We start from the raw sequence: 22125 nt of genomic DNA on the forward strand, positions 1-22125 counted from the left end.
AGGATTATCCGATGAGTGCCATTTTATATGAAGTAAAAGACCATGTTGCCTATGTAACATTGAACCGTCCTGAGGTATTGAACTGTTTTAACTATGCAACGCTAAAAGAACTAGAAGAGACAGTCGAAGACATTCATCACAACAATGACGTCCGTGTTGTTATTTTTACAGGAGCAGGAGAGAAAGCATTCAGTGCAGGGGCTGATTTAAAAGAGCGCCGTACACTGACAGAATCTGAAGTTCGACGCAACGTACGTAAGATCCGTGATGTGTTTTCTGCGGTAGAAGCTTTGCCTCAGCCTACAATCTGTGCGATCAACGGCCACGCGTTTGGCGGAGGATTTGAGCTTGCGCTAGCTTGTGATCTTCGCGTTTCTGTAAGAGAAGCTTCCATGGGGTTAACAGAACTTAGCTGGGCAATCATTCCAGGAGCTGGTGGAACGCAGCGCTTGCCAAGACTGATCGGTCAGGCAAAAGCGATGGAGCTAATTTTAACAGCGAAAAAGATGATGGCAGAAGAGGCATTTTCTTATGGTATCTTAAACCAGGTAACATCCAGAGAAGAATTGAAGGCTGTCTGTGAGAACTATGCGTCGCTTATTATGAAGAATGGACCTGTTGCGGTACAGCAAGCAAAATATGCGATCAAATATGGAAGCGAAGTTGATCTTCAGACAGGCTTGGCTATCGAGGCTAAAGCGTATGAAGTGACGATTCCTACAAAAGACCGAATGGAAGCACTTGTTGCTTTTGGAGAAAAAAGACCACCTGTATTCAAAGGAGAGTAACTTGTTTTCGCTCATATTGTTCTGGTAGGATTATACAGACAATTACAGGTACAAATGAGGTTAAATACAATGCAAAACAGTTTAAACACACGTTCCATGATTTTTACCCTTTATGGGGATTATATAAGGCATTATGGAAGTGAAATATGGATCGGCAGCCTGATTCGTCTTTTAGAAGAGTTTGGCCATAATGAACAAGCTGTAAGGGCAGCTATTTCAAGAATGAACAAACAGGGATGGATCGCTGCCAGAAAGCAAGGAAACAAAAGTTATTATTACTTAACCGAACGCGGTAAAAAGCGGATGGATGAGGCTGCAAAAAGAATATTTAAAGTGCAGCAGGAACCATGGAACGGGGAATGGCTGATGTTCACCTACACCATTCCTGAAGAAAAAAGAAGCATTAGGGATGAACTTCGTAAAGAGCTTGTATGGAGCGGCTTCGGGCTCCTCGCAAACAGCTTTTGGATTTCGCCTCATCAGTCTTCTGAACAGGTTCAGTTGATGATCGATAAATATCAGATCGAAGACTACGTTCATTCATTTACGGCCGTTTATAATGGTCCTAATGAGAATGAAAAGCTCGTTTCTGAGTGCTGGGATCTCAATGATATCAACACGAAATACAATGAGTTTATCGTGACTTATTCACAAAAATATGTGATCGATAAGAACAAGATCGAAAAAGGCGAAATGACGGACGGGGAATGCTTTGTTGAACGGACGAAGCTTGTTCATGAATACCGGAAGTTCCTTTTTATCGATCCAGGTTTGCCACAGGAACTTCTGCCTGCTGAATGGCTCGGCGATCATGCGGCATCTTTGTTCAGTGATTATTATCGCGCACTTGCAGGACCTGCAAGCCGTTTCTTTGAAAGTATCTATTCAGATGGAAATGCCCTAAAAAAGAATTCGGAATTTGATGCACTGAATCATCCGTTGATTCAGGAGAATCGGTCTTAGTAAATTCATTTTCAAAAGAGTAATTGCCTACAAAACTTTTAAAAGTCATCATTGATAAGTTGATTGGAGCGCAAGGTGCGAGACTCCTGCGGGATCAGTGGGACAGGTGAGACTCCTAAGGGCGCAAAGCGCCTTGGAGGCTCACCGCACACCCCGCGGAAAGCGAGTACCTGGAGCGGAAATCAACCACTTTCAATAGCAACAAAGGTTAACTAAAAAGCACTTTCGCATCTATGAACGAAAGTGCTTGCTAGTGGACTACTTTTTAAGTTCAGCGGCAAATTGCTTTCCTTTTTCGTAATACGTGTCGATTGTAAGCTGGATTAGCTTTAAGTCCTCATCGTTCAGTTCACGGATGACTTTGCCGGGTGAACCCATAACCATGACCCGCGGCGGAATTTTTTTGCCTGGGGGAATCAATGTGTTTGCACCGATAAAGGCTTGTTCACCGATTTCGACACCATCGAGGATCGTGGAGCCCATGCCTACGAGCGCACCTTTTTTTATCGTACATCCATGGAGGATGACGTTATGCCCGATTGAAACTTCATCTTCAAGAACAAGCGGGTATCCTTCATAAAGGTGAAGTGTACAGTTATCTTGAACGTTTGTTTTTTTACCGATTGAGATAGGACCTTCATCACCGCGAAGGACGCTGTTAAACCAGATGCTTGCCCCTTCACCGATTGTTACGTCACCAATGACGTGAGCACCTGGAGCTATAAAAGCGCTTTCATGAACTTCTGGCGTTTTTCCGTTAAATGAATATTTCATATGAGCCTCCCTGGAAATAGGTTGATAGGTTCAGTATAACAAAGGAACAAAAGGGAGGTGGAAAATTTGAATCCGGTTTGTGAAAAGTTAAATATCGAGTTCCCAATTATTCAAGGCGGGATGGGAAATGTGAGCAATGCTGAACTTGCTTCAGCTATCTCGAACGCTGGGGGATTAGGGACGATCGGTGCCGGAACAATGCCGGCAGATGAGGTTGAAAAGCTGATTGTTGCAACAAAAGGGATGACAGAGCGCCCATTTGCTGTTAATGTACCTTTAACTGTAGCATCAGACGTAAAGGAAATTCTTAAGCTTCTCATAAAACACAACGTTCAAGTCGTTTCCCTTTCAGCAGGCAATCCAGCGCCTTACATACCGAAATTAAAGGAACACGGAATTAAAGTGATTACGGTGATCGCTTCAGTCTATCATGCGAAAAAAGCAGAAGCAGCAGGTGCAGATCTGCTGGTTGCAGAAGGTTATGAAGCGGCAGGGTTAAACTCGCCGTATGAAACGACAACGATGGTTCTGCTTCCGCAAGTCAGCAGAAGTGTTTCCATTCCTGTCATAGCAGCAGGAGGAATAGCTGATGGAAGCGGGTTAGCAGCAGCTTTTGCTCTTGGTGCTCAAGGTGTACAGATGGGAACTCGTTTTATTGCGACAAAAGAAGCTCCGTTTCATGAAGTCTATAAGACATCTCTCTTGCAGGCCGATGATACGAAAACGATGATCGTCGGACGTTCAATAGGAAAGATCCGGAGAATTTACGATACGCCTTATGCCCAGAAGCTGATACAGCTTGAAAAAAACGGCGTTACATCAGAAGAGTTTCTTGAACATACAACGGAAGACCGTCATATTTTAGGGGCAGTAAAAGGTGATCTTGAGAATGGTTTTATTAACAGCGGGCAGGTTGCGGGTGCGATTACAGACATTCCAACCGTGAAAGAACTGCTTGAAACTATGATGAAAGAAGCGAAAGAAACAGTTAGTTTATTAAACAAACGTTTAATATAGGCTAGTTGTATTTGTAATAGAGGGGGAAGTTTAGATTATGAATCAGCAAGATCAGTGGACGTCGAAGTTAGCCTTTATTTTAGCAGCAGCAGGATCCGCAATCGGACTCGGAGCAATTTGGAAGTTTCCTTATGTAGTCGGGACAAGCGGTGGAGGAGCGTTTTTCCTTATCTTTTTATTGTTTACTTTTTTAGTAGGTTTTCCGCTTTTAATGGCTGAATTTGTAATCGGCCGCGGAGCGCAGAAAGAAGCTGTCTCTGCTTACCGAACACTTGCGCCTGGATCTGCATGGCCATGGCTTGGACGCATGGGTGTAGCAACTGCATTTATTCTATTATCCTTTTACAGTGTAATCGGCGGATGGATCGTCCTTTATCTAGGTAAGAGTTTTTCAGGTGATTTTTTCAAAAATGATTTTGGGGCAATGTTCGGAGAGTCGATCTCAAGCCCTTGGCCGGTACTGATTTCACAGTTTATCTTTATGATCATAACTATCTATGTCGTTAGCCGCGGAATCAAAAACGGTATCGAGAAAGCAAACCAGATTATGATGCCTGCTCTTTTCGTTTTGTTTGTTGTGCTGATTGTGCGTTCATTGACTTTGGACAATGCGATGGAAGGTGTAAAATTCTTCTTGCTTCCTGACTTTTCAGAGATCGGCGGAGACGATATTCTATTCGCGCTTGGCCAGTCATTCTTCTCTTTAAGTGTCGGTATTTCAGTAATGGTAACGTACAGCTCGTATTTAGGTAAGAATGAAAGCTTAACGAAATCAGCTACAACCATCGTTTTGCTTAACGTATTAATTTCATTGCTTGCTGGATTGGCAATCTTCCCAGGAGTATTCTCGCTAGGACTTGAGCCTGCAGAAGGACCGGGATTATTGTTCGTAGTACTGCCGGCAGTGTTTGATCAGATCGTATTTGGACAATTTTTCTTTATCATTTTCTTAGCTCTTTTCTTGTTCGCAACATTAACATCAGCGTTCTCTATGCTTGAAATCATTGTTGCATCGATCACAAAAGGGACTTTAACGAACCGTGCAAAATGGTCTTGGATCATCGGATTGCTTATCTTTGCTGCAGGTATTCCTTCAGCGCTATCAATGGGTGTGCTGTCTGATGTGACTCTGTTCGGCAAGACGATCTTTGATCTATTAGACTACTTGGTTAGTAATATCTTGCTTCCGCTTGGTGCTCTATTTATCGCACTATTCGTTGGATATCGATATCCAAAGGATCTATTGCTTCAAGAGTTTAAAGCAGGGTCATCCGTTACGGTTAAAGGATTTGCATTATGGCTCATGTTAGTCCGTTATATTGTTCCAGTTATTATTTTCATTGTTTTCCTTAACACGCTTGGCGTATTTAAAATGATCACAGGCTGATCTAATTGACGCAGACCATATTTGGTTCTGCGTCTTTTTTATGCTTATAATAGAGCAGAGTACTAAAGTGAAAGGATGATTTTTAAGATGCTACAAAATAAAGTTGCTGTTATAACAGGCGCTACCCGCGGATGCGGTAAGGCCATTGCAGAAAAATTAGGAACTCTTGGTGCAAAATTAACGTTAGTAGGTTCATCTGAGGGTATTTATGAAACAGCGGACGAACTGAAAAATAGAGGTTATGATGTTCTTGCAGTAAAAGCTGACGTATCAAATGAAACAGATGTAGCTGATCTTTTTAAACAAACGTTTGATCATTTCGGAAAAATAGATATTTTGGTAAACAACGCAGGTGTTGGACAGTTTAAATTGGCCGAGGAGCACTCTTTAGCAGACTTTCAAAAGATGTTTGAAGTAAACGTTCAAGGTGTTTTCCTTTGCAGCACAGCAGTAGTTCCGCACATGAAAGAGCGCAAGGAAGGAACGATCATTACGATTTCTTCTGATGTTGGACGAAGAACAATTGCAAACGGTTCTGTATACACCGCTACAAAATATGCTGTACAAGGTTTCTCTGGTTCGCTAGCTCAAGAGCTTCGCGAGTTTGGTGTACGAGTAGGTACGGTAAATCCAGGGGCAATTGATACGTATTTTGCAGATAGTGAACCGGGCCTTGATTTTAAAGAAGACTGGCTGAAGGTGACAGACATCGCAGAAGCAGTTGCATATATGGCAAGTGCACCAAAGCATATGGTCGTTGACGAGATCATGCTTCATCCACTTTCACAGGAATATCCAAACGTATAAAAAGGAGGCTGTTCCCATGGACTTGAATCAAAAATTGATTTCAATTGATCGTTCTGAGGCTGTAGTCCTGCGTGATTTGTTAGGTAAAGATAAGACATTCGTGGCTTTAGTCAGACACCTTGGCTGACCGTTCTGTCAGCATTTCCTTGCGCAGTTGCGCAAGTCATTCGATGAGTTTGAAGCGCGTTCGGTTAAGGTAGTCATTGTTTCACCTGCCGATCGGGAACAGATTGAAAAGTTTTTAGAAGTTCATGGTCCGTACCCTTTTAACATTTATGGAGATCCACAAATGAATGTATATAAGGAGATGGGAAATCACCGGTTCTCTACTTTGAAGAGCCTGGCCTATGTAGGCGCTGGGATTTTGAGCGGTAAAGCGAAGATAAGCGACATTATTCCGAAAGAAGAGAAGAAAAGAAAGCTTTTCTTTAGTGCAGTCAAGAATCAGGACGTAAATGTTCAAGGAAGTTCATGGCTGTTTGACCGCGACGGTGAAGTCTTGTGGAAGCACATGGATGATTCACCGAAAGATCATGCACGAGTGAAGGAGATTTTGAAGCAGGTCAGCGAAAACAAATAAGGTTTGAAGTTGAAAGGACCCTGTCACATGGAAAGTGGCAGGGTTCTTGGCTTATTTTAGGCAAATGGAAAGTAATTTAAGCTGTTAAAGTTCGCTTGAATGAGTTTATTACATAAAAAGTTGTATCCATCACATAAAAAACCAGCTTCATCACATAAAAAACTGCTGTAATTACATAAAAAAGGAGTGTCATCACATAATTTAACATAATATGTAAAATGACATAGATCGGATTACTTCACTTCAGCCTCAATCTCAATCTTCCTGCTTGGCCGGCGGTTCGCTTCCGATTTAATCCACGCACGGATACCTTTACCGGCAAACGGCTCATCTGCAAAACGAGGAATGATATGAAAGTGGGCGTGAGGTATGCTCTGTCCGCCAACGGGCTTAACGTTCCAACCGGTACTGTAACCATCAGGTCCGTACGTTTCATCCAGCAGTTTCTTCGCTTTTTGCATTAATTCATATGTATCCATCCACTCTTTTTCACTTAAATCAAATACGGTTTCAACATGGGCTTTTGAGATGACTAAGCCCGCACCTTCCAAAATATCCTGTGCTTTCGGACTTTGGATAAAATAACAGCTTTCATTCTCAAAGACTATTTTCTGTTCTGGAAAATTCATAGGATTGCAAAATAAACATTCTTTCATTGAAAAAACACCTCCGCCTTTATTTTTGCATATTTTCCACATTTCTTACAAATGGAACAATTCGGGCGATTCATTGACCGCTTATCACACAAAATGCTATGATATCGTTAAGAAAACGTTATATAAATTAGATGAAAGATATGAGGTGTATGCATGAAACCAGGCATGGAGGTTGGTCAAAAAGCCACCATTACAGCTACAGTGACACCCGATATGTTTGCTCAATTTGAAGGTAAGCTGGTTCACCCGGCATATTCAACGGTCAGCATGGTCTACCATATGGAATGGGCAGCAAGACAGATCATATTGCCATATCTTGAAGATCATGAAGAAGGTATTGGCGGAGGTGTAGCCGCAAAACATATGTCGCCGACACCTGAAGGCGCAGAACTAATTGTCACAGCTACATTACGCGAAATAAAAGGTAAAGCAGTTATATGCGATGTTACCGTTCATAATGGAAAAGCACTTGCAGGTGAAGGTGAAGTTACTCAATATATCCTGCCAAGAACAGCGATCTCACAAAAAATTGAAGAAATGAAAGTTTAAATTTTTTTAACTGAAAATGAAAGCGCTTTCACTTTAAAGCAGCAAAGCAAAAAAGAATCAAAGCGAAATAGAGACACACTAGGGGGATTCAGCATGTTTGAAAAAATATCACAGCACGAGCAAGTCGTATTTTGTAATGATCCATCCACAGGTCTTAATGCGATTATCGCAATACATAATACAACCCTTGGACCAGCTCTTGGCGGATGCAGAATGAGACCTTATTCATCTGTTGATGAGGCACTTGAAGATGTACTGCGCCTTTCAAAGGGCATGACGTACAAATGTGCAGGAGCGGATGTTGACTTTGGAGGAGGGAAGTCCGTTATTATTGGCGACCCTACATCAGAAAGAACTCCAGAATTGTTCCGTGCATTCGGCCAGTTCGTTGATTCATTAAACGGACGTTTTTATACGGGTACTGACATGGGAACGACGCCAGACGATTTTGTTCATGCTCTAAAAGAAACAAACTGCATCGTTGGTGTTCCTGAAGAATATGGCGGCAGCGGTGACTCTTCGGTACCTACAGCACAAGGGGTTATCTATGGACTGCAAGCTACGATTCAAACCCTTGAAGGAACTGACGAGCTCGCAGGAAAATCTTACTCCATTCAAGGCTTAGGAAAAGTTGGATTTAAAGTAGCAGAGCAGCTATTGGCAGCTGGTGCACAAATTTACGTAACAGACATTAACGAAAAAGCACTGAAACAGATTCAAGAAAGAGCTGAACTGCTTCCAGGCAATGCAGAAGTGGTTGATGGCAGTGACATCTACGGAGTAGACGCAGATATTTTCATTCCTTGCGCACTTGGCGGAATCATCCATGACGAGACGATTGAACAGCTTAAGGTTAAAGCGATTGTTGGGAGTGCGAACAACCAGCTTCTAGAAGATAAGCATGGCTTATACCTGCAGCAAAAAGGAATTCTATATGGTCCTGACTATATCGTAAATGCAGGCGGATTGATCCAGGTTGCAGATGAACTTTACGGACCAAACAAAGCTCGTGTACTGACAAAGACGAGAGCGATTTATGACAGCTTGATCCAGATTTACAGCGAAAGCACGAAGAACAGTATTTCGACTATGGAAGCGGCTAACCGTTTTTGTGAAGAAAAATTAGCAGCCCGTTCAAAACGAAACAGCTTCTTTGCTCATAACAGAAGACCTAAATGGCAGGTTCGAAACTAAGGAGGGATTCATTCATGGAAAAGCTATTTCCGAAATTGCAGATTATTAATGAAAACGGGGAATGGAACGACGAAACATACCGAAGTGAAATAACAGAAGAACTGACAAAAGAACTTTATAAAAAAATGCTTCGTTCCCGTCTGTTTGACCGTAAAGGTGTTAACCTGCAGCGTCAAGGGCGAATCGGGACATATGTACCTTTTGAAGGACAGGAAGCTTCACAGATTGGCAGTGCTTTGGCGATGGGAGAAGGCGACTGGATGTTCCCGACTTATCGTGATCATGCGGCGACGATGACATTTGGCCACTCATTAAAAACACTTTTTCTTTATTGGAAAGGCCGTCAAGAAGGCTGTATCCCTCCTGAAGGAAAGAACATATTCCCGCCGGCGGTCCCGATCGCATCTCAGCTTTTACATGCGACGGGTACTGCGTGGGCTGAAAAGCTTAAAGGAACGGACCGGGCTTCCATCGTTTATTTTGGAGACGGTGCAACATCAGAAGGAGATTTTCATGAAGGATTGAACTTTGCGAGTGTATTCAATGCTCCTGTTGTTTTCTTTAATCAAAACAACGGTTTTGCGATTTCAGTTCCGATCGAAAAACAGATGAAAAGTAAAACGATCGCTCAAAAAGCGGTTGCTTATGAGATGGAAGGAGTACGTTTGGATGGCAACGATGTGTTTGCGGTCTACTTCCACACACGCACAGCGGTTGAACGTGCAAGAAAAGGCGAAGGCCCGACATTGATCGAGTCTGTTACTTGGCGTTATGGAGCGCATACGACAGCTGATGACCCCTCGAAGTATAGAGACCAGAACGAGTCAGCGACAAGGCGTGAAAAGACAGATCCTATTCTTCGACTTGAGCGCTTTATGAAAAATGAAAACATTTGGGATGAAAAATGGGCAGAAGAGCTGCACGAGTCTTTAACAGCTGAGATTGAAGCAGCAGTAAAAGAGATGGAAGAGACTCCGGCACCACATTATAACGATGTATTTGATCATGTGTTTGCGGAGAATCCTTGGCCGATTGAAAGCCAAAAAGAAGCATATGCACATTCAAGAGGTGATCGCTAATGACAACGGCAGTAGATACGAAAAAGTTAACGATGGTTCAAGCCGTGACAGACGGCATGCGCGTCATGATGAAAGAACATGAAAATGTAATTGTGCTTGGAGAAGACGTTGGGCAGAATGGCGGCGTATTCCGGGCAACTGACGGACTGGTTAGTGAGTTCGGCGAGAAAAGAGTAATAGATACACCGCTTGCAGAGTCTGGAATTATTGGTACGTCGATCGGTCTTGCGATGAACGGGTTTAAACCAATCGCTGAAATGCAGTTCTTAGGGTTCATCTATCCAGCCTTTAACCAGATCATGACACACGCTTCGAGAATCCGTGCAAGAACGCTAGGTCATTTTACAGTACCTATGGTTATCCGTGCACCGTTTGGAGCAGGAGTGCGTGCACCTGAAATCCACTCTGATTCTGTTGAAGCACTTTTTACCGGAATGCCTGGAATGAAAGTTGTTGTTCCATCTAATCCTTATGATGCAAAAGGAATGCTGATCTCTGCAATCGAAGATCCTGATCCAGTGCTATTCCTGGAGCCGATGCGTTGCTACAGAAGCACGAAGATGGATGTGCCTGAAGGAAAGTACAATGTTCCTCTAGGGAAAGCTGCTCGTCTGCAAGAGGGAAGCGACGTTTCCGTTTTTGCATATGGAGCCATGATTGACGTTGTGACAAAAGCAGCAAAATCCGCAGAAGAAAAGGGGATCAAGTGTGATGTGATCGATCTTCGCACGCTTTATCCGCTTGATAAAGACATGATTGCAGAGAGTGTCCAGAAGACTGGCCGCGCTGTTATCGTTCACGAAGCACCGGGAACTGGCGGACTTGGTGAGACGATCATGTCACTGATTAACGATACTTCATTCTTATACATGAAAGCACCTGTTGAGCGTGTGACTGGTTTTGATACACCAGTACCGATGTTCGCTCTTGAAGACCACTACCTGCCGAGTGCAGATCGTGTAGTTCAGGCAATCGAGAAAGTCACTCAATTTTAGGAGGTGGAACAAATGGTAGAAGTGAAACTGCATGATATTGGAGAAGGCATGCATGAAGGGGAAGTCATCCACTTTTTCGTAAAAGCGGGGGATACGGTTAAGATCGACCAGCCGCTTGTCGAAGTGCAAACGGACAAAGTGACCGCTGAACTTCCTTCACCTGCAGCAGGCACCATTAAGGACATCAAAGTAAAAGAAGGAGACGTTGTGACAGTAGGTTCTGTTATATTAACGATCGAAGCGTCTTCATCAGCACCATCTGAGAAAAGAGCAGAAGAACCTGCGAACGTTCAGGAACAGCCTGTAGTAGATAAGATCGTAGCTGTACCTAAGAATACAGTATTTGCAGGTGGAATCGCTACGCTTAACAAACGTGTTCTCGCTGCGCCTTTTACAAGAAAGATCGCACGTGAAAACGGTGTTGATATCGAACAGATCCTCGGCACTGGACCTGGAGGACGCGTTACGGATCAGGACGTTAATAACTTTATTGAGAATGGTTCTGCCTCTACAGTTAAAGAGGAAGCTGGAAACCATACTGCAGACGACAGTAAGACTGAAGCACCTTCTTATACTGCAAAAGATGCAGAGGAGATTCCGTTTAAAGGACGCAGAAAACAGATTGCGAAAAAGATGGTTCAATCTCTTGCGACAATTCCGCATGTTACACACTTTGAAGAAATCGATGTAACAGCTGTAATGGATCTGAAGAAGCAGCTGAAAGCGATGGACCCAGAGAATAAGCGGGGAATGAACGTTTCTGTTGCGGCATTTTTCGTAAAAGCGATTCAGATTGCTCTGAAGGACTTCCCGATTTTCAATGCGAAGCTTGATGAAGAAAAAGAAGTGATCCGACTTGAGAAGAACGTGAATATCGGAATCGCAACAGATTCTGATGAAGGCTTGATCGTACCGGTTATATCACATGTGGAGCAGCGCAACGTAAGAGACATTGCAGTGGATATGAAAGATAAGATCACAAGAGCGAAAACAAACAAGTTAAAAGGATCAGATATGACTGGCGGAACATTTACGATTTCGAACGTTGGGCCTCTTGGATCAATCGCAGCAACACCGATTATTAACCATCCGGAAGTTGCGCTGATGGCTTTCCATAAAACGAAGAAAACGCCTGTTGTGCTTGGAAACGAGATTGTGATTCGTTCGATGATGAATGTATCTATGTCGTTTGACCACCGTGTAGCAGATGGGGCGACTGCTGTTATGTTCACGAACCGTGTAAAAGAACTCATCGAGAACCCTTACTTCATGACACTGGAGCTGATATAAATGGTTGTAGGTGACTTTGCAACAAAACGACAGCTGGTTATTATCGGAGGAGGACCTGGCGGCTATCATGCTGCGATCCGTGCGGCTCAGCTGGGACTCGAAGTAACGCTGATCGAAAAAGAAAAGCTTGGCGGCGTTTGTCTTCATAAAGGATGCATCCCTTCAAAGAGCTTAACTCAAACAGCGGCTAATTTTTCCGGGCTGTCTCATTATAAACTAATGGGCATATCGGTACCTGAAGCGACTTTCGAATATGGAACCTTTACAAACTACTATTCTTCTGTTGTAACGGGACTGCAAAAAGGTGTTGAAGCACTTATTAAAGCTAATAAGATTGAACACTTAACAGGTTCAGCTTCCTTCATGTCAGGTGAGAGAATCGGCATCGATTCCGGTCACCATTTTGAGATGTATGAATTTGAACATGCATTGATCGCAACGGGAAGCAGTCCGTTATTGCCGAAACAGACAAAACTATCAAACCGGGTAATGACGCCTCATACTTTATGGGAGTTGAATGAGCTGCCAGCGAGTCTTGTCGTTTACGGTGAAGATTATTTCGCATTGGAAGCGGCAATGGCTTATAAACAGCTCGGAAGTGAAGTTACCTTGATTACTCCGGCTGATGGATTCAGCTTAGACAGCGGGATCGAAAAAGAACTGCTGCGAGTTTTAAAGAAAAGTAAGGTTAAAGTGTTCAAGAATCATCAGTGGGAAAGTGCAGAGGAAACGGCTGATACTGTTGCAGTGACATTGACAAAGGATGCTGAAGAAAAAGTTTCTATAGATGCTTCTCATGTGCTTTATGCAGCCGGTTATTCACCAAATGTTGAGGGACTTGGGCTCGAAGCAATCAATGTGGAACGTGATGAGAACGGATTTATCGTCGTAAATGAGCACAGCCAGACGAGTGTATCCAATATCTATGCAGCAGGTGATTGTACGATTGGCATGAAGCTCGCTTCAAAAGCAATCAAACAAGGAAAAACAGCAGCTGAACATATGTCAGGTCTATCTTCGGCATTCAATTTGAGTTTAGTACCTTATGTGGTTCATACAAATCCGCCGATCGCAACAGTAGGTCTGACGGAAGAACAAGCAAAGAGTGAAGGATATGAAGTTAAAACCGGTCAGTTCTCAATGAGCGGAAACGGATTTGCTTCTATTCTAGGTCAAAAAGAAGGTCTTGCGAAGATGATAATCGACGCAAAGACAGATGTAATTCTCGGAATTCACATGATGGGTGCAGGTGCTGTTGATATGATTCAAGCAGGAACTTACGCACTGGAGATGGTTGCGCGTGAGGAAGATCTTGCTTATCCGGTCTATGCGCATCCAGCTTTAAATGAAGCATGGCTTGAGGCTATTGAAAGTGTGAGCGGAAAAGCAATTCATGTTCCGCCAGCACGGAAAAAAGAGAAAAGTACAGTCTAAGAAAAGCGGTCTTATAGGCCGCTTTTTTATATGTTGTTTCGAAAGATATTAAACAGCTGTTTAACAGTAAAGAATCATACAGCTGCTATTTTCTTTTTTCGGCAACATATATTAAAATGGCGATAAGATTAAATCCGCTGCAGCTTGCGGATAAACAAAGAAGTGAGGAATGCAGTTTGAAGAAACTAGTTTTAACCGGCGGTGGTTCTGCTGGACACGTAACCCCGCATTTAGCATTAATACCTAAATTAAAAAAAATGGGATGGGACCTTCATTACATCGGTTCTGTTGATGGAATAGAGAAAAGTTTAATAGAAGAAGGAACGAATGTACCGTATTACGGAATTTCAAGCGGTAAATTAAGGCGTTATTTTGATTTGAAAAATATAAAAGATCCGTTTAAAGTAGCCGCAGGTGTGGCCCAGGCTTATTTGAAACTTGGAAAGATCAAACCTGATGCAGTATTTTCTAAAGGAGGATTCGTTGCAGTGCCTGTAGTTATTGCGGCATGGCTGCGAAAGATTCCTGTGTACATTCATGAATCGGATATTACCCCAGGACTTGCTAACAAGATCTCATCTAAATTTGCTTCTAAGATTTTTGTGACATTTGATGAAGCGAAAAAGCATTTTGCTGCAGGGCAAGCCATAGTAACGGGTTCACCTATTCGTGATGAGCTTCTGCAAGGATCAAATGAGAAAGGTCTATCTTTCTTAGGGTTTAGAAGCCACTTGCCAGTATTAACGATAATGGGAGGAAGCTTAGGTGCCCGCAAGATCAATGAAGCAGTAAGAGAATCTCTCCCTGAGCTGCTTCGTTCTTATCAGATCGTGCATATATGCGGAAAAGGAAACTTGGATCAGAATCTAAATCATACAGAAGGATACCGCCAGTTTGAGTACATTCAAAAAGAATTGCCGGATGTAGTGGCGGCAACAGATTTTGTGATTTCACGTGCGGGTTCAAATAGTATTTTTGAATGGCTCACACTAAAAATTCCAATGCTGTTAATCCCTTTGACAAGAGCCGCGAGCCGCGGTGACCAGATTTTAAATGCACAATCTTTTGAAAAACAAGGATTTTGCCACGTGCTGTACGAAGAAGATTTAACAAAAGAAACGCTCCTGCAGTCTTTAAAGCAGCTTAAAGCTGATAAAGACAACATGCAGCGAAACATGGAGAGCTTCAAAGCCTCTGATAGCGTAGACCTTATTTTGCGAACAATCACTAGCGGTAAATAAATTGTTTGAGAATTGAAGGGGGTCTGTCCCCGGGACAGACCCCCTTCAATTTATACACAATTCCTGCACAAATCACACAGAATACGGAGATGAAGATTATGTTGCCTAGTCCTGCAATTTCTAGCGAACAAACCCATGGTCTTTGGAAAAAGGGTATTCAAGCTGGACTGCCAATAGCAATCGGCTATATGCCCGTTGCTTTTACATTCGGTTTGCTTGCCAAAGCCGCGGGTTTAAGCCTTTTTGAAACGGTTGGCATGAGTATTATTGTATTTGCTGGTGCTTCACAATATATCGCTTTATCTATGATCGCGGCCGCAAGCGGGGCTGCTGAACTAATTCTAACGACTTTTATTATGAACATCCGTCATTTGCTGATGAGTGCTTCTCTGAAAGAGCGTGCGGAAGATGAGCCAAAATGGCTTAAAGCAATATACGCTTTTTTTATAACCGACGAAACCTTTTCAGTAGCGGCAACGTCTCAAGAAAAAAAATTAACGGGAAGCTATTTATTAGGACTCGGTCTAGCAGCATACAGCTCCTGGGTAGTATTTTCAGGTGCAGGGTATGTGATGGGCTCGGGACTGCCGGAATCACTTCAGGCCAGCATGGGTATTGCTCTGTATGCGATGTTCATCGCTCTGCTTGTACCTGCAGCTAAAAAAAGCCGTAAAGTCATTGCTCTAGCAGGAACAGCTGCAGTTCTGAACTCTTTATTTTCATTTATCCCTTTTCTTAGCGGCGGCTGGGGAATTATTTTATCTACATTGATTGCAGCCGTTTCAATTGAGTTTTTTGTGAAGGGGGATGAGAGGAATGAATGATAATCTGATTTGGGTAATTATAGGTATGGGCCTTGTTACGTACATTCCAAGAATGCTTCCACTCGTCCTGTTTCACACAAATAACTTGCATCCAAGAGTACAGGGGATATTGAAAAATGTTCCGTTTGCTATCTTAGGAGCGCTCATATTTCCAGGGGTGCTGACGATTAATCCGGATTCTGTGTTGTATGGTGTCATAGGGGCAGCAGCTGCCTTTATTGCAGCATGGCTGAACCTAAATGTTATTATCGTGGTGTTAGCCTCGATCTTAGTTTTATACGGTTATACATTTTTGTAGACAATTGTCATAATTTACTTTATAAATAATTAACCTTATTAATTGATTTTCGGAAAACAGTGGGCGTATAATCACAAGTAAAAGGAGGAGATTACTGATGCCTCATTTACTTAGATTTGTACTTATAGGTTTATTTTCTATCTCAGCGCTTTCTGTATTATCATTTCAAGCCGTTGAAATTTTCCACGCTGTAACGGATATGGTACAATCATTTATCTACAAAGATTAATGCTAAAATTGTTTTTAAAGGGAGCTTCTAAAGCTCTTTTTTTATTTTAAAATCTATTGAAAGTAGTTGATTTCCGCTCCAGGATGCTCGCTTTCCGGGCGGCGTGCGGTGAGCCTCCTCTGCGCTTTGCGCCGGTAGGAGTCTCACCTGTCCCGCTTCATGGAAGTATCCTTGCTCCTGCGTCTACAAGTAAAAACTACCGATGTGAGCTTCCTCGTCGCATGCCCAACAAGAAGCTTCTCAGGTGGTAGGCACGCACCTTACGCTCCAATCAACTAGTCAACGAAGGCAAAAACGACTCAAAAGCAACAATCTTTTAGAAAAGTACTTTTTAATAACACATAAGTTAATTTTGAATTATTGTACTTATGGGTAAACTTACTAATGGACTAAGCAATAAAGGATGATATTAATGAAACTGATCGCAATAGATATGGATGGAACACTAGTTAATAAACAGTTAAAAGTTACGAAAGAGAACAGTAAGGTCATTTCACAAGCAGTAAAAGATGGACATCATGTTGTCATTGCAACCGGGCGTTCTTATGATGAAGCAAGGCATACATTAGAAGAAGCAGAATTGCATCTGCCTCTTATCTGTGTAAACGGAGCTGAAATCAGGTCTGCTGAATGGGAGATTCTTTCTTCAACACCTCTAGAGTTCTCACAATATGAAGAAATCAAAAGTATTCTAGATAAAGAGGACATCTATTACGAATTGTATACAAGTAAGGGAACGTATACGGATAATCGTGAAAAAGCCTATGAGGTTATGAAGGATATTGTTATTACTTCAAATCCTGAAGCAACGGATGATGATGTTCAAAAGGCAGCTTTACGCCGTTTTCGTTTAGGACTTGTAAGTGTAGTAGGAGATTTTGAAAAACTTTTGGATCAAAAAGATATAGAGGTCTATAAGTTCCTTGCTTTTTCAAGTGATACAGAAAAACTTAAGCGTGCGTTTCAGCATCTGCAAGCGGTTGATGATCTAGCAGTCAGCTCGTCAGCTGATAATAACTTGGAGATTACAAATAGTGAAGCGCAAAAAGGTGTGGCTTTAAAAAGGTTTGCAGAAATAAAAGGAATCCCTATGGATAACACGATGGCAATCGGAGATAACTACAATGATGTTTCGATGCTCGAAATTGCGGGTTTTCCTGTAGCCATGGGAAATGCGGTGGACGAGGTAATAGATATGGCTGCTTTCGTAACAAAAGAGAATGACCAAAGCGGAGTAGCGTTTGCTATTCAAAGATTTTTAGAAACAAAATAACGTTTACAGAAGCTAGTTCGAAAATGTCGAGCTGGCTTTTTTATTTTAGCTGATTGGAAAACTTGTAGCTCTTGAAAGGAGTTAATTTCCGTTCCAGGATGCTCGCTTTCCGCGGGGCGTGCGGTGAGCCTCCTCGCGCTTTTGTGCCATTAGGAGTCTCAATGGAGTTAGTGTGCTCCTGCGTCTACATGTAAATTCTGACGAAGTGTATTCCTCGTCGCATGCCTTGCGAGAAGAATACTCAGGTAGCTGGCACGCTGATCCCGCCGGAGTCTCGCACCTTGCACTCCAATCAACTTGCCAAAGAAGAGAATGAAAAAAATCAAGGCAACAATTTTTTAGAGAAGAGCCCTTATTAATAATTTCTTTACTTCAGATTTACGCAGGTGTAAACAATTCTTCAAACTCCCTTGTTAATGTGAGAGAGTACTTCACTGACAACAAAGGGAGAGTGTAATATCATGTTCAAAGCTACTATTGGTGCTCTTGCGTTAAGCCTTACAGTTATGGGATCAGGACTTACAGCAGATGCAGCTGAAAAAGAGAAAGAGATATTGAATGTAGCACATCGGGGTGCTTCTGGTTATGCACCGGAACATACTTTAATGTCATACAAGATGGGTGAACAAATGCACGGGGACTACATAGAGGTAGATCTTCAGATGACAAAAGACGGTGAGCTTATCGCCATGCATGATGAAACACTTGATCGTACTACGAATGGAACAGGACAGGTTAAAGATTACACGCTAGAAGAAATTAAAGAGCTTGATGCAGGCAGCTGGTTCAATGAGAAATATCCGGAAAAAGCAAAAACTGAGTATGAAGGTCTTAAAGTGCCAACATTAGAAGAAGTGTTTCAAACGTTCGGAAAGAATGCGAACTATTATATCGAAACAAAATCACCTGAGGTCTACCCTGGGATGGAAGAAAAACTCGCAGAGATGGTTGATGAATATGGAATTAACAAAGATACATTACTAGTGCAGTCGTTCAGCTCTGCAAGTTTATTGAAAATGAACGAGATCGACCCCTCTATGAAACTAGTACAGCTAATGTGGTATACATCACCAGCTGCCATTTCTGATGCAGAAGTTGAAGCTATTAAACAATATGCAGTCGGAATCGGACCAAACAGTGCTATGATCGACAAGGCGTATGTTCAGAAAACGGTTCAAAACGGACTTGAGATACATCCTTATACAGTGAATGAAAAAGAAGAAATGCAAAAGCTAATCGAATGGGGCGTAACCGGAATATTCACAAACTTTCCAGACCTGTTGAATGAAGTGAAAAAAGGACGATAAAAAAAAGCAGCTGGCATATATGCGTCAGCTGCTTTTTTCTGTTTCAACAAAAAAAGAGCGGAAGTTGATCCGCTCTAAGTTTATTTGCTTAACCCTAATCGAATATTCATGATCTTTCTTAACACGAAGTAACTAAGGACTGCGCCGATCGAAGCTGAAAAATAATAGCTGATTAAAGACGTGTTATTATAAGAACCAAATAGATTTCCGCCCGCCATACCAAACGCAAGAGCAAAGCAAAGTATTACACCAAAGCTGAAGAAACGCTTTCCTTTTTCAAAAACAAGTAATCTTCCATTATTTTCGTTCTTCGTAGAGCTGAAAAACCAAATCCCGAGTGGAAATGTTACTGCAAAATAAATAAGCGGAGAGAGCAGTGTAAGATAATTTGGCATTCTTGTATGATCTGCAACAGAACCATAAATATTATCAACGACATCCGTATAATAGGCGAATTCGAAAACAGTCACAGGGAGTGTAGCTGTTGCAATAAAATCTCCAAATGTATTTAAGGATCCGCCGTTCAGACCAGTCATCATATCTAATTGAACCCCGTGAAACATCAGAAATGTTCCTATTAGAGAAAAGAAACCAACCGGGAAGAACAAGAAAATAAAACTTAGAATAAACTGTGATATTATGCTGCCGGCGATCGTTCCTATAAACATACTAAAAGTGAATATGGCGATAGAAAAAGGGATTACTAAACTCATGAATTCCAGTAAAAATGATGCATCGGCAATTTCATTAAGAATCGTAAACCTTACAATGAGCATACATAATAATAGATTAACTAAAAGTCCAGTAGTGATATGTACTGCACCAAACATCCATTTTGAAAGAAAAATATCTTTTCTTTTAAAAGGAAGCGAAAATGTCAGATCAGTAGAATGTGTTGTTCTCTCCGGCCCGATGAGCAAAGAGGCAAACCCTACCAGAATCAGCGTCATAAACAAGGCGATTTGAACACCATGAAAACTAAAGTTTAATTGTGATGTTTTTAAATGAAATTCGTCTACCTGTGTTTGAAGATTTTGTGCTTCCCCAAAAAAGAAAAAAGGAAGAAAAAAGAATAAAGAAAGATAAACGGCCCAAACAGCCGGCGCCGCTAATTTTTGATTTCTCATCCATAATGCTTTATGAAACATGTGATTCCCCTCCAAGCGATGAAATAAATATATCTTCAAGTGTCATCGGAAGCTCTTCTAACAATAAAGGCTGCTCTTGCTGCATCTTTTCCATTGTTGCCTCAATATTGCCTTTGATCATCAGCGTATACACTCTTCCGGTCTGAGAAAGTATGCTTACGTTGTTTAAGTTTGCAATTTTCTCAGGAAGAGAATGCTTGTAAACGGCTTGAACTTTCCTGAATGATGATTTAGCATCTTCAATCGAAGTAGTTGACTCGATCTGACCATCCTTCATCATAATAAGTACGTCAGCTATCTTTTCAACTTCCTCAAGGTGATGGGTGGAAATAAGAACACTTAATTGACGTTCACTTACTTCTTCAATAATAAATTGAAGAATATTTCGTTTTACGATCGGATCCAGCCCGTTTGTTGGTTCATCCAAAATAATAAAATCAGCTTTTGTAGAGAATGAAAGAATCATAAGAAATAAAGCTTTCATCCCTTTGGAATAGGTTCTAAGCTTTCTGTTTTTTGGGAGCTTAAAACGATCCATTAAAGAGTAAAAATACATAACATCAAAATCTTCATAGATCGCATCATACAGTTTCACAATCTCTTTTACGTTGTAGGATTTTAAAATTTCAGTAGAATCAGGAACATAAGTAAGCTTTTGCTTAACTTCAGGCTGGCGGTGGATATTGATTTCATTAAATGTTACTTCGCCTTCGTCTGGGTCGAGAATCCCGGCAAGTGTTCTGAGCAAAGTAGATTTACCGACACCGTTTCGGCCAACAATACCTGCAATCATACCGGGCTCAAGAGTAATATTGACATGTTCTAAAACCTGGCGTCCATCTATCTTTTTACTAACATTAATCATTTTTAACATGGTCGTTATGCCCTCCAAGCTCATCAGAAAACTTTTTTATCCATAGTGTCAACGTTTGCTGGTCGATTCCTAAATAAGAAGCATCAATGACAAGCTGTTTGATTTGCTGCTTCATCTCGGCAATCTTCTGCTCATCGGCTCTGGGGGTTATGGAAGCAGAAACGAAAGTGCCTTTTCCCCGCAGAGTCTCGATGATTCCTTGCCGCTCTAGTTCTTGGTACGCTTTACTTACTGTGTTTGGATTTATCAATAATGTTCCTGATAGTTCTCTTACCGAAGGCAACTTATCTTCGGGCTGCAGGATCTCCTTCAAAATCAGCTCTTTAATTTGATGGACGACTTGCTCCCATATTGGCGTATTGCTTCGGGGATCTAAATTTAAAATCATATTATCCCACCTTTAAATACTATGTGTGTATTACTCTATATAGTACACTTATAACATACAGGATTAGTAAATTCCTGTCAATGTACTTTTCTTTACTTTTTATAATGCAGGAACCTACAATAATTGCAGGAGGTGTTCAGCATGAAACAATTGATTGATGAAGCAAAACTGCTGATTTTTGATCTGGACGGAACTCTTTATGAAGACACGGATCATTTTGATTATTATTGCAGGCTGATGCAGCAGCGTGTTGCAGATGATAAGAAACAGGCATTTTGGGATACATATGAGAACATGAAAAAGGGGACACATCCTGTTGCGATCGGGAAGGTATATGATATTAAAAATGATACGAGTGTAACAGTGGATCCTATGACACTGCAAGTAACAAAGGTCACATCATTTGATGGGGAAGACTGGCAAGAAGAAAGGATAAAACAGGAATATGCCGGCGAACTTGTATATGATTTTGAACGCCTGATTGCAATTGGTGATGGCTGGTGGCTGCCCTATGCGACAGCTATGCATTTTGGGCTGAAGCAAAGCGATACATGGGAATGTTATAACGCTACGAAAGAATATATGGTTACGGATCAATTTAATTTAACAAAAACACCTGGGCTGAAAGATGGTTTGATTCGTCTAAAAGAGGAAAAGAAGCTTGTCCTGCTCACGAACAGCGAAAGAGAAGATGTAAAAAGACTGCTAAACGAACTTGAGCTTGAGGGGATATTTCATGCCCTTTTTACAGAAGGACACAAGCCCTTAAAAACAAAAGAAAAGATGCAAACTATCCTGGACGAATTTGGTGTGCAGCCTCATGAGGCCGTTTCAATCGGCGATAATTTTATTAATGAAATTGCACCGGCTCTGTTAATGGGATTAAAAGCTATCTACATACAGCCTAACCGTATAGAAGTTGATCACGAAAATCTTATTATTATCCCTACCTTGACGAACGCTTTATAAAAAATAATCTCATGACTTGTTCTAAATAGGACAAATCCCCTTACAATTTATAGTAGGTATA

Annotated in this window: 23 protein-coding genes and 1 pseudogene; 19 read left to right on the forward strand and 5 right to left on the reverse strand. The window is 41.7% G+C overall.

Going from position 1 to position 22125, the window contains the following annotated elements:
• Positions 1–11: 11 nt before the first annotated feature.
• Entirely contained in the window at positions 12–788 is a 777-nt protein-coding gene (locus ABE41_RS03870; RefSeq protein WP_066286687.1) for an enoyl-CoA hydratase-related protein, read from the forward strand.
• A gap of 69 nt (positions 789–857) precedes the next feature.
• On the forward strand, positions 858–1751 hold the full coding sequence (paaX, locus tag ABE41_RS03875; protein ID WP_066286689.1) for a phenylacetic acid degradation operon negative regulatory protein PaaX: 894 nt from the start codon (positions 858–860) through the stop codon (positions 1749–1751).
• A 258-nt stretch (positions 1752–2009) separates the two neighbouring features.
• Here paaX and ABE41_RS03880 read toward each other — a convergent pair whose 3' ends face one another.
• A complete protein-coding gene (locus ABE41_RS03880) occupies positions 2010–2525 on the reverse strand; it encodes a gamma carbonic anhydrase family protein (RefSeq protein WP_066286691.1) in 516 nt (171 codons plus the stop codon).
• A 66-nt stretch (positions 2526–2591) separates the two neighbouring features.
• Between ABE41_RS03880 and ABE41_RS03885 the strand changes: the two genes are divergently transcribed.
• From ABE41_RS03885 to ABE41_RS03900, 4 genes and pseudogenes are all read left to right on the forward strand, one after another.
• The gene (locus ABE41_RS03885) at positions 2592–3542 is read left to right on the forward strand and encodes an NAD(P)H-dependent flavin oxidoreductase (RefSeq protein ID WP_066286693.1); all 951 of its coding nucleotides are present in this window, start codon (positions 2592–2594) and stop codon (positions 3540–3542) included.
• 37 nt (positions 3543–3579) lie between these two features.
• Positions 3580–4929, forward strand: coding sequence for a sodium-dependent transporter (locus tag ABE41_RS03890; protein WP_066286695.1), 1350 nt, complete (start codon positions 3580–3582; stop codon positions 4927–4929).
• Between the two features lie 87 nt (positions 4930–5016).
• Positions 5017–5736 (forward strand): SDR family oxidoreductase, encoded by a 720-nt coding sequence (locus ABE41_RS03895; protein WP_066286697.1) that lies wholly within the window; start codon positions 5017–5019, stop codon positions 5734–5736.
• 139 nt (positions 5737–5875) lie between these two features.
• Positions 5876–6316, forward strand: a pseudogene (locus ABE41_RS03900) (AhpC/TSA family protein); the annotation flags it as partial.
• Between the two features lie 233 nt (positions 6317–6549).
• On the opposite strand, the gene ABE41_RS03905 reads toward ABE41_RS03900, so the two are convergent.
• Positions 6550–6972 carry an HIT family protein gene (locus tag ABE41_RS03905; RefSeq protein ID WP_066286700.1) on the reverse strand — a complete coding sequence of 141 codons (423 nt, stop codon included), beginning with the start codon at positions 6970–6972 and terminating at the stop codon, positions 6550–6552.
• A gap of 153 nt (positions 6973–7125) precedes the next feature.
• On the opposite strand from ABE41_RS03905, the gene ABE41_RS03910 reads away from it, so the two are divergent.
• The 12 genes from ABE41_RS03910 to ABE41_RS03960 all read left to right on the forward strand — a co-directional run bounded on the left by ABE41_RS03910 (position 7126) and on the right by ABE41_RS03960 (position 18685).
• The gene (locus ABE41_RS03910; RefSeq protein ID WP_066286704.1) at positions 7126–7521 is read left to right on the forward strand and encodes a thioesterase family protein; all 396 of its coding nucleotides are present in this window, start codon (positions 7126–7128) and stop codon (positions 7519–7521) included.
• A gap of 93 nt (positions 7522–7614) precedes the next feature.
• A complete protein-coding gene (locus ABE41_RS03915) occupies positions 7615–8715 on the forward strand; it encodes a Leu/Phe/Val dehydrogenase (RefSeq protein WP_066286707.1) in 1101 nt (366 codons plus the stop codon).
• 14 nt (positions 8716–8729) lie between these two features.
• Positions 8730–9794 (forward strand): pyruvate dehydrogenase (acetyl-transferring) E1 component subunit alpha, encoded by a 1065-nt coding sequence (gene pdhA / locus ABE41_RS03920; RefSeq protein ID WP_066286710.1) that lies wholly within the window; start codon positions 8730–8732, stop codon positions 9792–9794.
• The gene (locus tag ABE41_RS03925; protein ID WP_066286712.1) at positions 9794–10789 is read left to right on the forward strand and encodes an alpha-ketoacid dehydrogenase subunit beta; all 996 of its coding nucleotides are present in this window, start codon (positions 9794–9796) and stop codon (positions 10787–10789) included. The genes pdhA and ABE41_RS03925 overlap by 1 nt, the downstream gene beginning before the upstream one ends.
• A gap of 12 nt (positions 10790–10801) precedes the next feature.
• Positions 10802–12079 carry a dihydrolipoamide acetyltransferase family protein gene (locus tag ABE41_RS03930; RefSeq protein WP_066286715.1) on the forward strand — a complete coding sequence of 426 codons (1278 nt, stop codon included), beginning with the start codon at positions 10802–10804 and terminating at the stop codon, positions 12077–12079.
• Positions 12080–13513, forward strand: a complete 1434-nt coding sequence (lpdA, locus tag ABE41_RS03935) for a dihydrolipoyl dehydrogenase (protein WP_066286718.1) — start codon at positions 12080–12082, stop codon at positions 13511–13513.
• A gap of 176 nt (positions 13514–13689) precedes the next feature.
• Positions 13690–14754, forward strand: a complete 1065-nt coding sequence (locus ABE41_RS03940) for an undecaprenyldiphospho-muramoylpentapeptide beta-N-acetylglucosaminyltransferase (RefSeq protein WP_066286720.1) — start codon at positions 13690–13692, stop codon at positions 14752–14754.
• A 98-nt stretch (positions 14755–14852) separates the two neighbouring features.
• Positions 14853–15578 (forward strand): AzlC family ABC transporter permease, encoded by a 726-nt coding sequence (locus ABE41_RS03945; RefSeq protein ID WP_066286721.1) that lies wholly within the window; start codon positions 14853–14855, stop codon positions 15576–15578.
• The gene (locus ABE41_RS03950) at positions 15571–15876 is read left to right on the forward strand and encodes an AzlD domain-containing protein (protein ID WP_066286723.1); all 306 of its coding nucleotides are present in this window, start codon (positions 15571–15573) and stop codon (positions 15874–15876) included. The genes ABE41_RS03945 and ABE41_RS03950 overlap by 8 nt, the downstream gene beginning before the upstream one ends.
• A gap of 97 nt (positions 15877–15973) precedes the next feature.
• Positions 15974–16105 (forward strand): hypothetical protein, encoded by a 132-nt coding sequence (locus tag ABE41_RS21425; RefSeq protein ID WP_276531385.1) that lies wholly within the window; start codon positions 15974–15976, stop codon positions 16103–16105.
• 412 nt (positions 16106–16517) lie between these two features.
• Positions 16518–17378 carry a Cof-type HAD-IIB family hydrolase gene (locus ABE41_RS03955; RefSeq protein ID WP_172827327.1) on the forward strand — a complete coding sequence of 287 codons (861 nt, stop codon included), beginning with the start codon at positions 16518–16520 and terminating at the stop codon, positions 17376–17378.
• 461 nt (positions 17379–17839) lie between these two features.
• Positions 17840–18685: a glycerophosphodiester phosphodiesterase gene (locus ABE41_RS03960; protein ID WP_066286728.1), complete on the forward strand. Its 846-nt coding sequence runs from the start codon at positions 17840–17842 to the stop codon at positions 18683–18685.
• An 80-nt stretch (positions 18686–18765) separates the two neighbouring features.
• Here ABE41_RS03960 and ABE41_RS03965 read toward each other — a convergent pair whose 3' ends face one another.
• From ABE41_RS03965 to ABE41_RS03975, 3 genes are read right to left on the reverse strand one after another with little or no spacing between them, the layout of a single operon-like run.
• Positions 18766–19833, reverse strand: coding sequence for a hypothetical protein (locus ABE41_RS03965; protein WP_066286731.1), 1068 nt, complete (start codon positions 19831–19833; stop codon positions 18766–18768).
• Positions 19823–20707, reverse strand: a complete 885-nt coding sequence (locus ABE41_RS03970) for an ABC transporter ATP-binding protein (RefSeq protein ID WP_066286733.1) — start codon at positions 20705–20707, stop codon at positions 19823–19825. Before ABE41_RS03970 ends, ABE41_RS03965 begins: the two co-directional genes overlap by 11 nt.
• Complete coding sequence (locus ABE41_RS03975; protein ID WP_066286735.1) at positions 20691–21095, reverse strand: GntR family transcriptional regulator; 405 nt, start codon at positions 21093–21095, stop codon at positions 20691–20693. The genes ABE41_RS03970 and ABE41_RS03975 overlap by 17 nt, the downstream gene beginning before the upstream one ends.
• A gap of 141 nt (positions 21096–21236) precedes the next feature.
• Here ABE41_RS03975 and ABE41_RS03980 point away from each other — a divergent pair, with 141 nt between their 5' ends.
• Positions 21237–22064 (forward strand): HAD family hydrolase, encoded by an 828-nt coding sequence (locus ABE41_RS03980; RefSeq protein ID WP_066286737.1) that lies wholly within the window; start codon positions 21237–21239, stop codon positions 22062–22064.
• Positions 22065–22125: the final 61 nt, after the last annotated feature.

This window comes from Fictibacillus arsenicus (assembly GCF_001642935.1).
In the GTDB taxonomy this organism is placed as follows: domain Bacteria; phylum Bacillota; class Bacilli; order Bacillales; family Fictibacillaceae; genus Fictibacillus; species Fictibacillus arsenicus_B.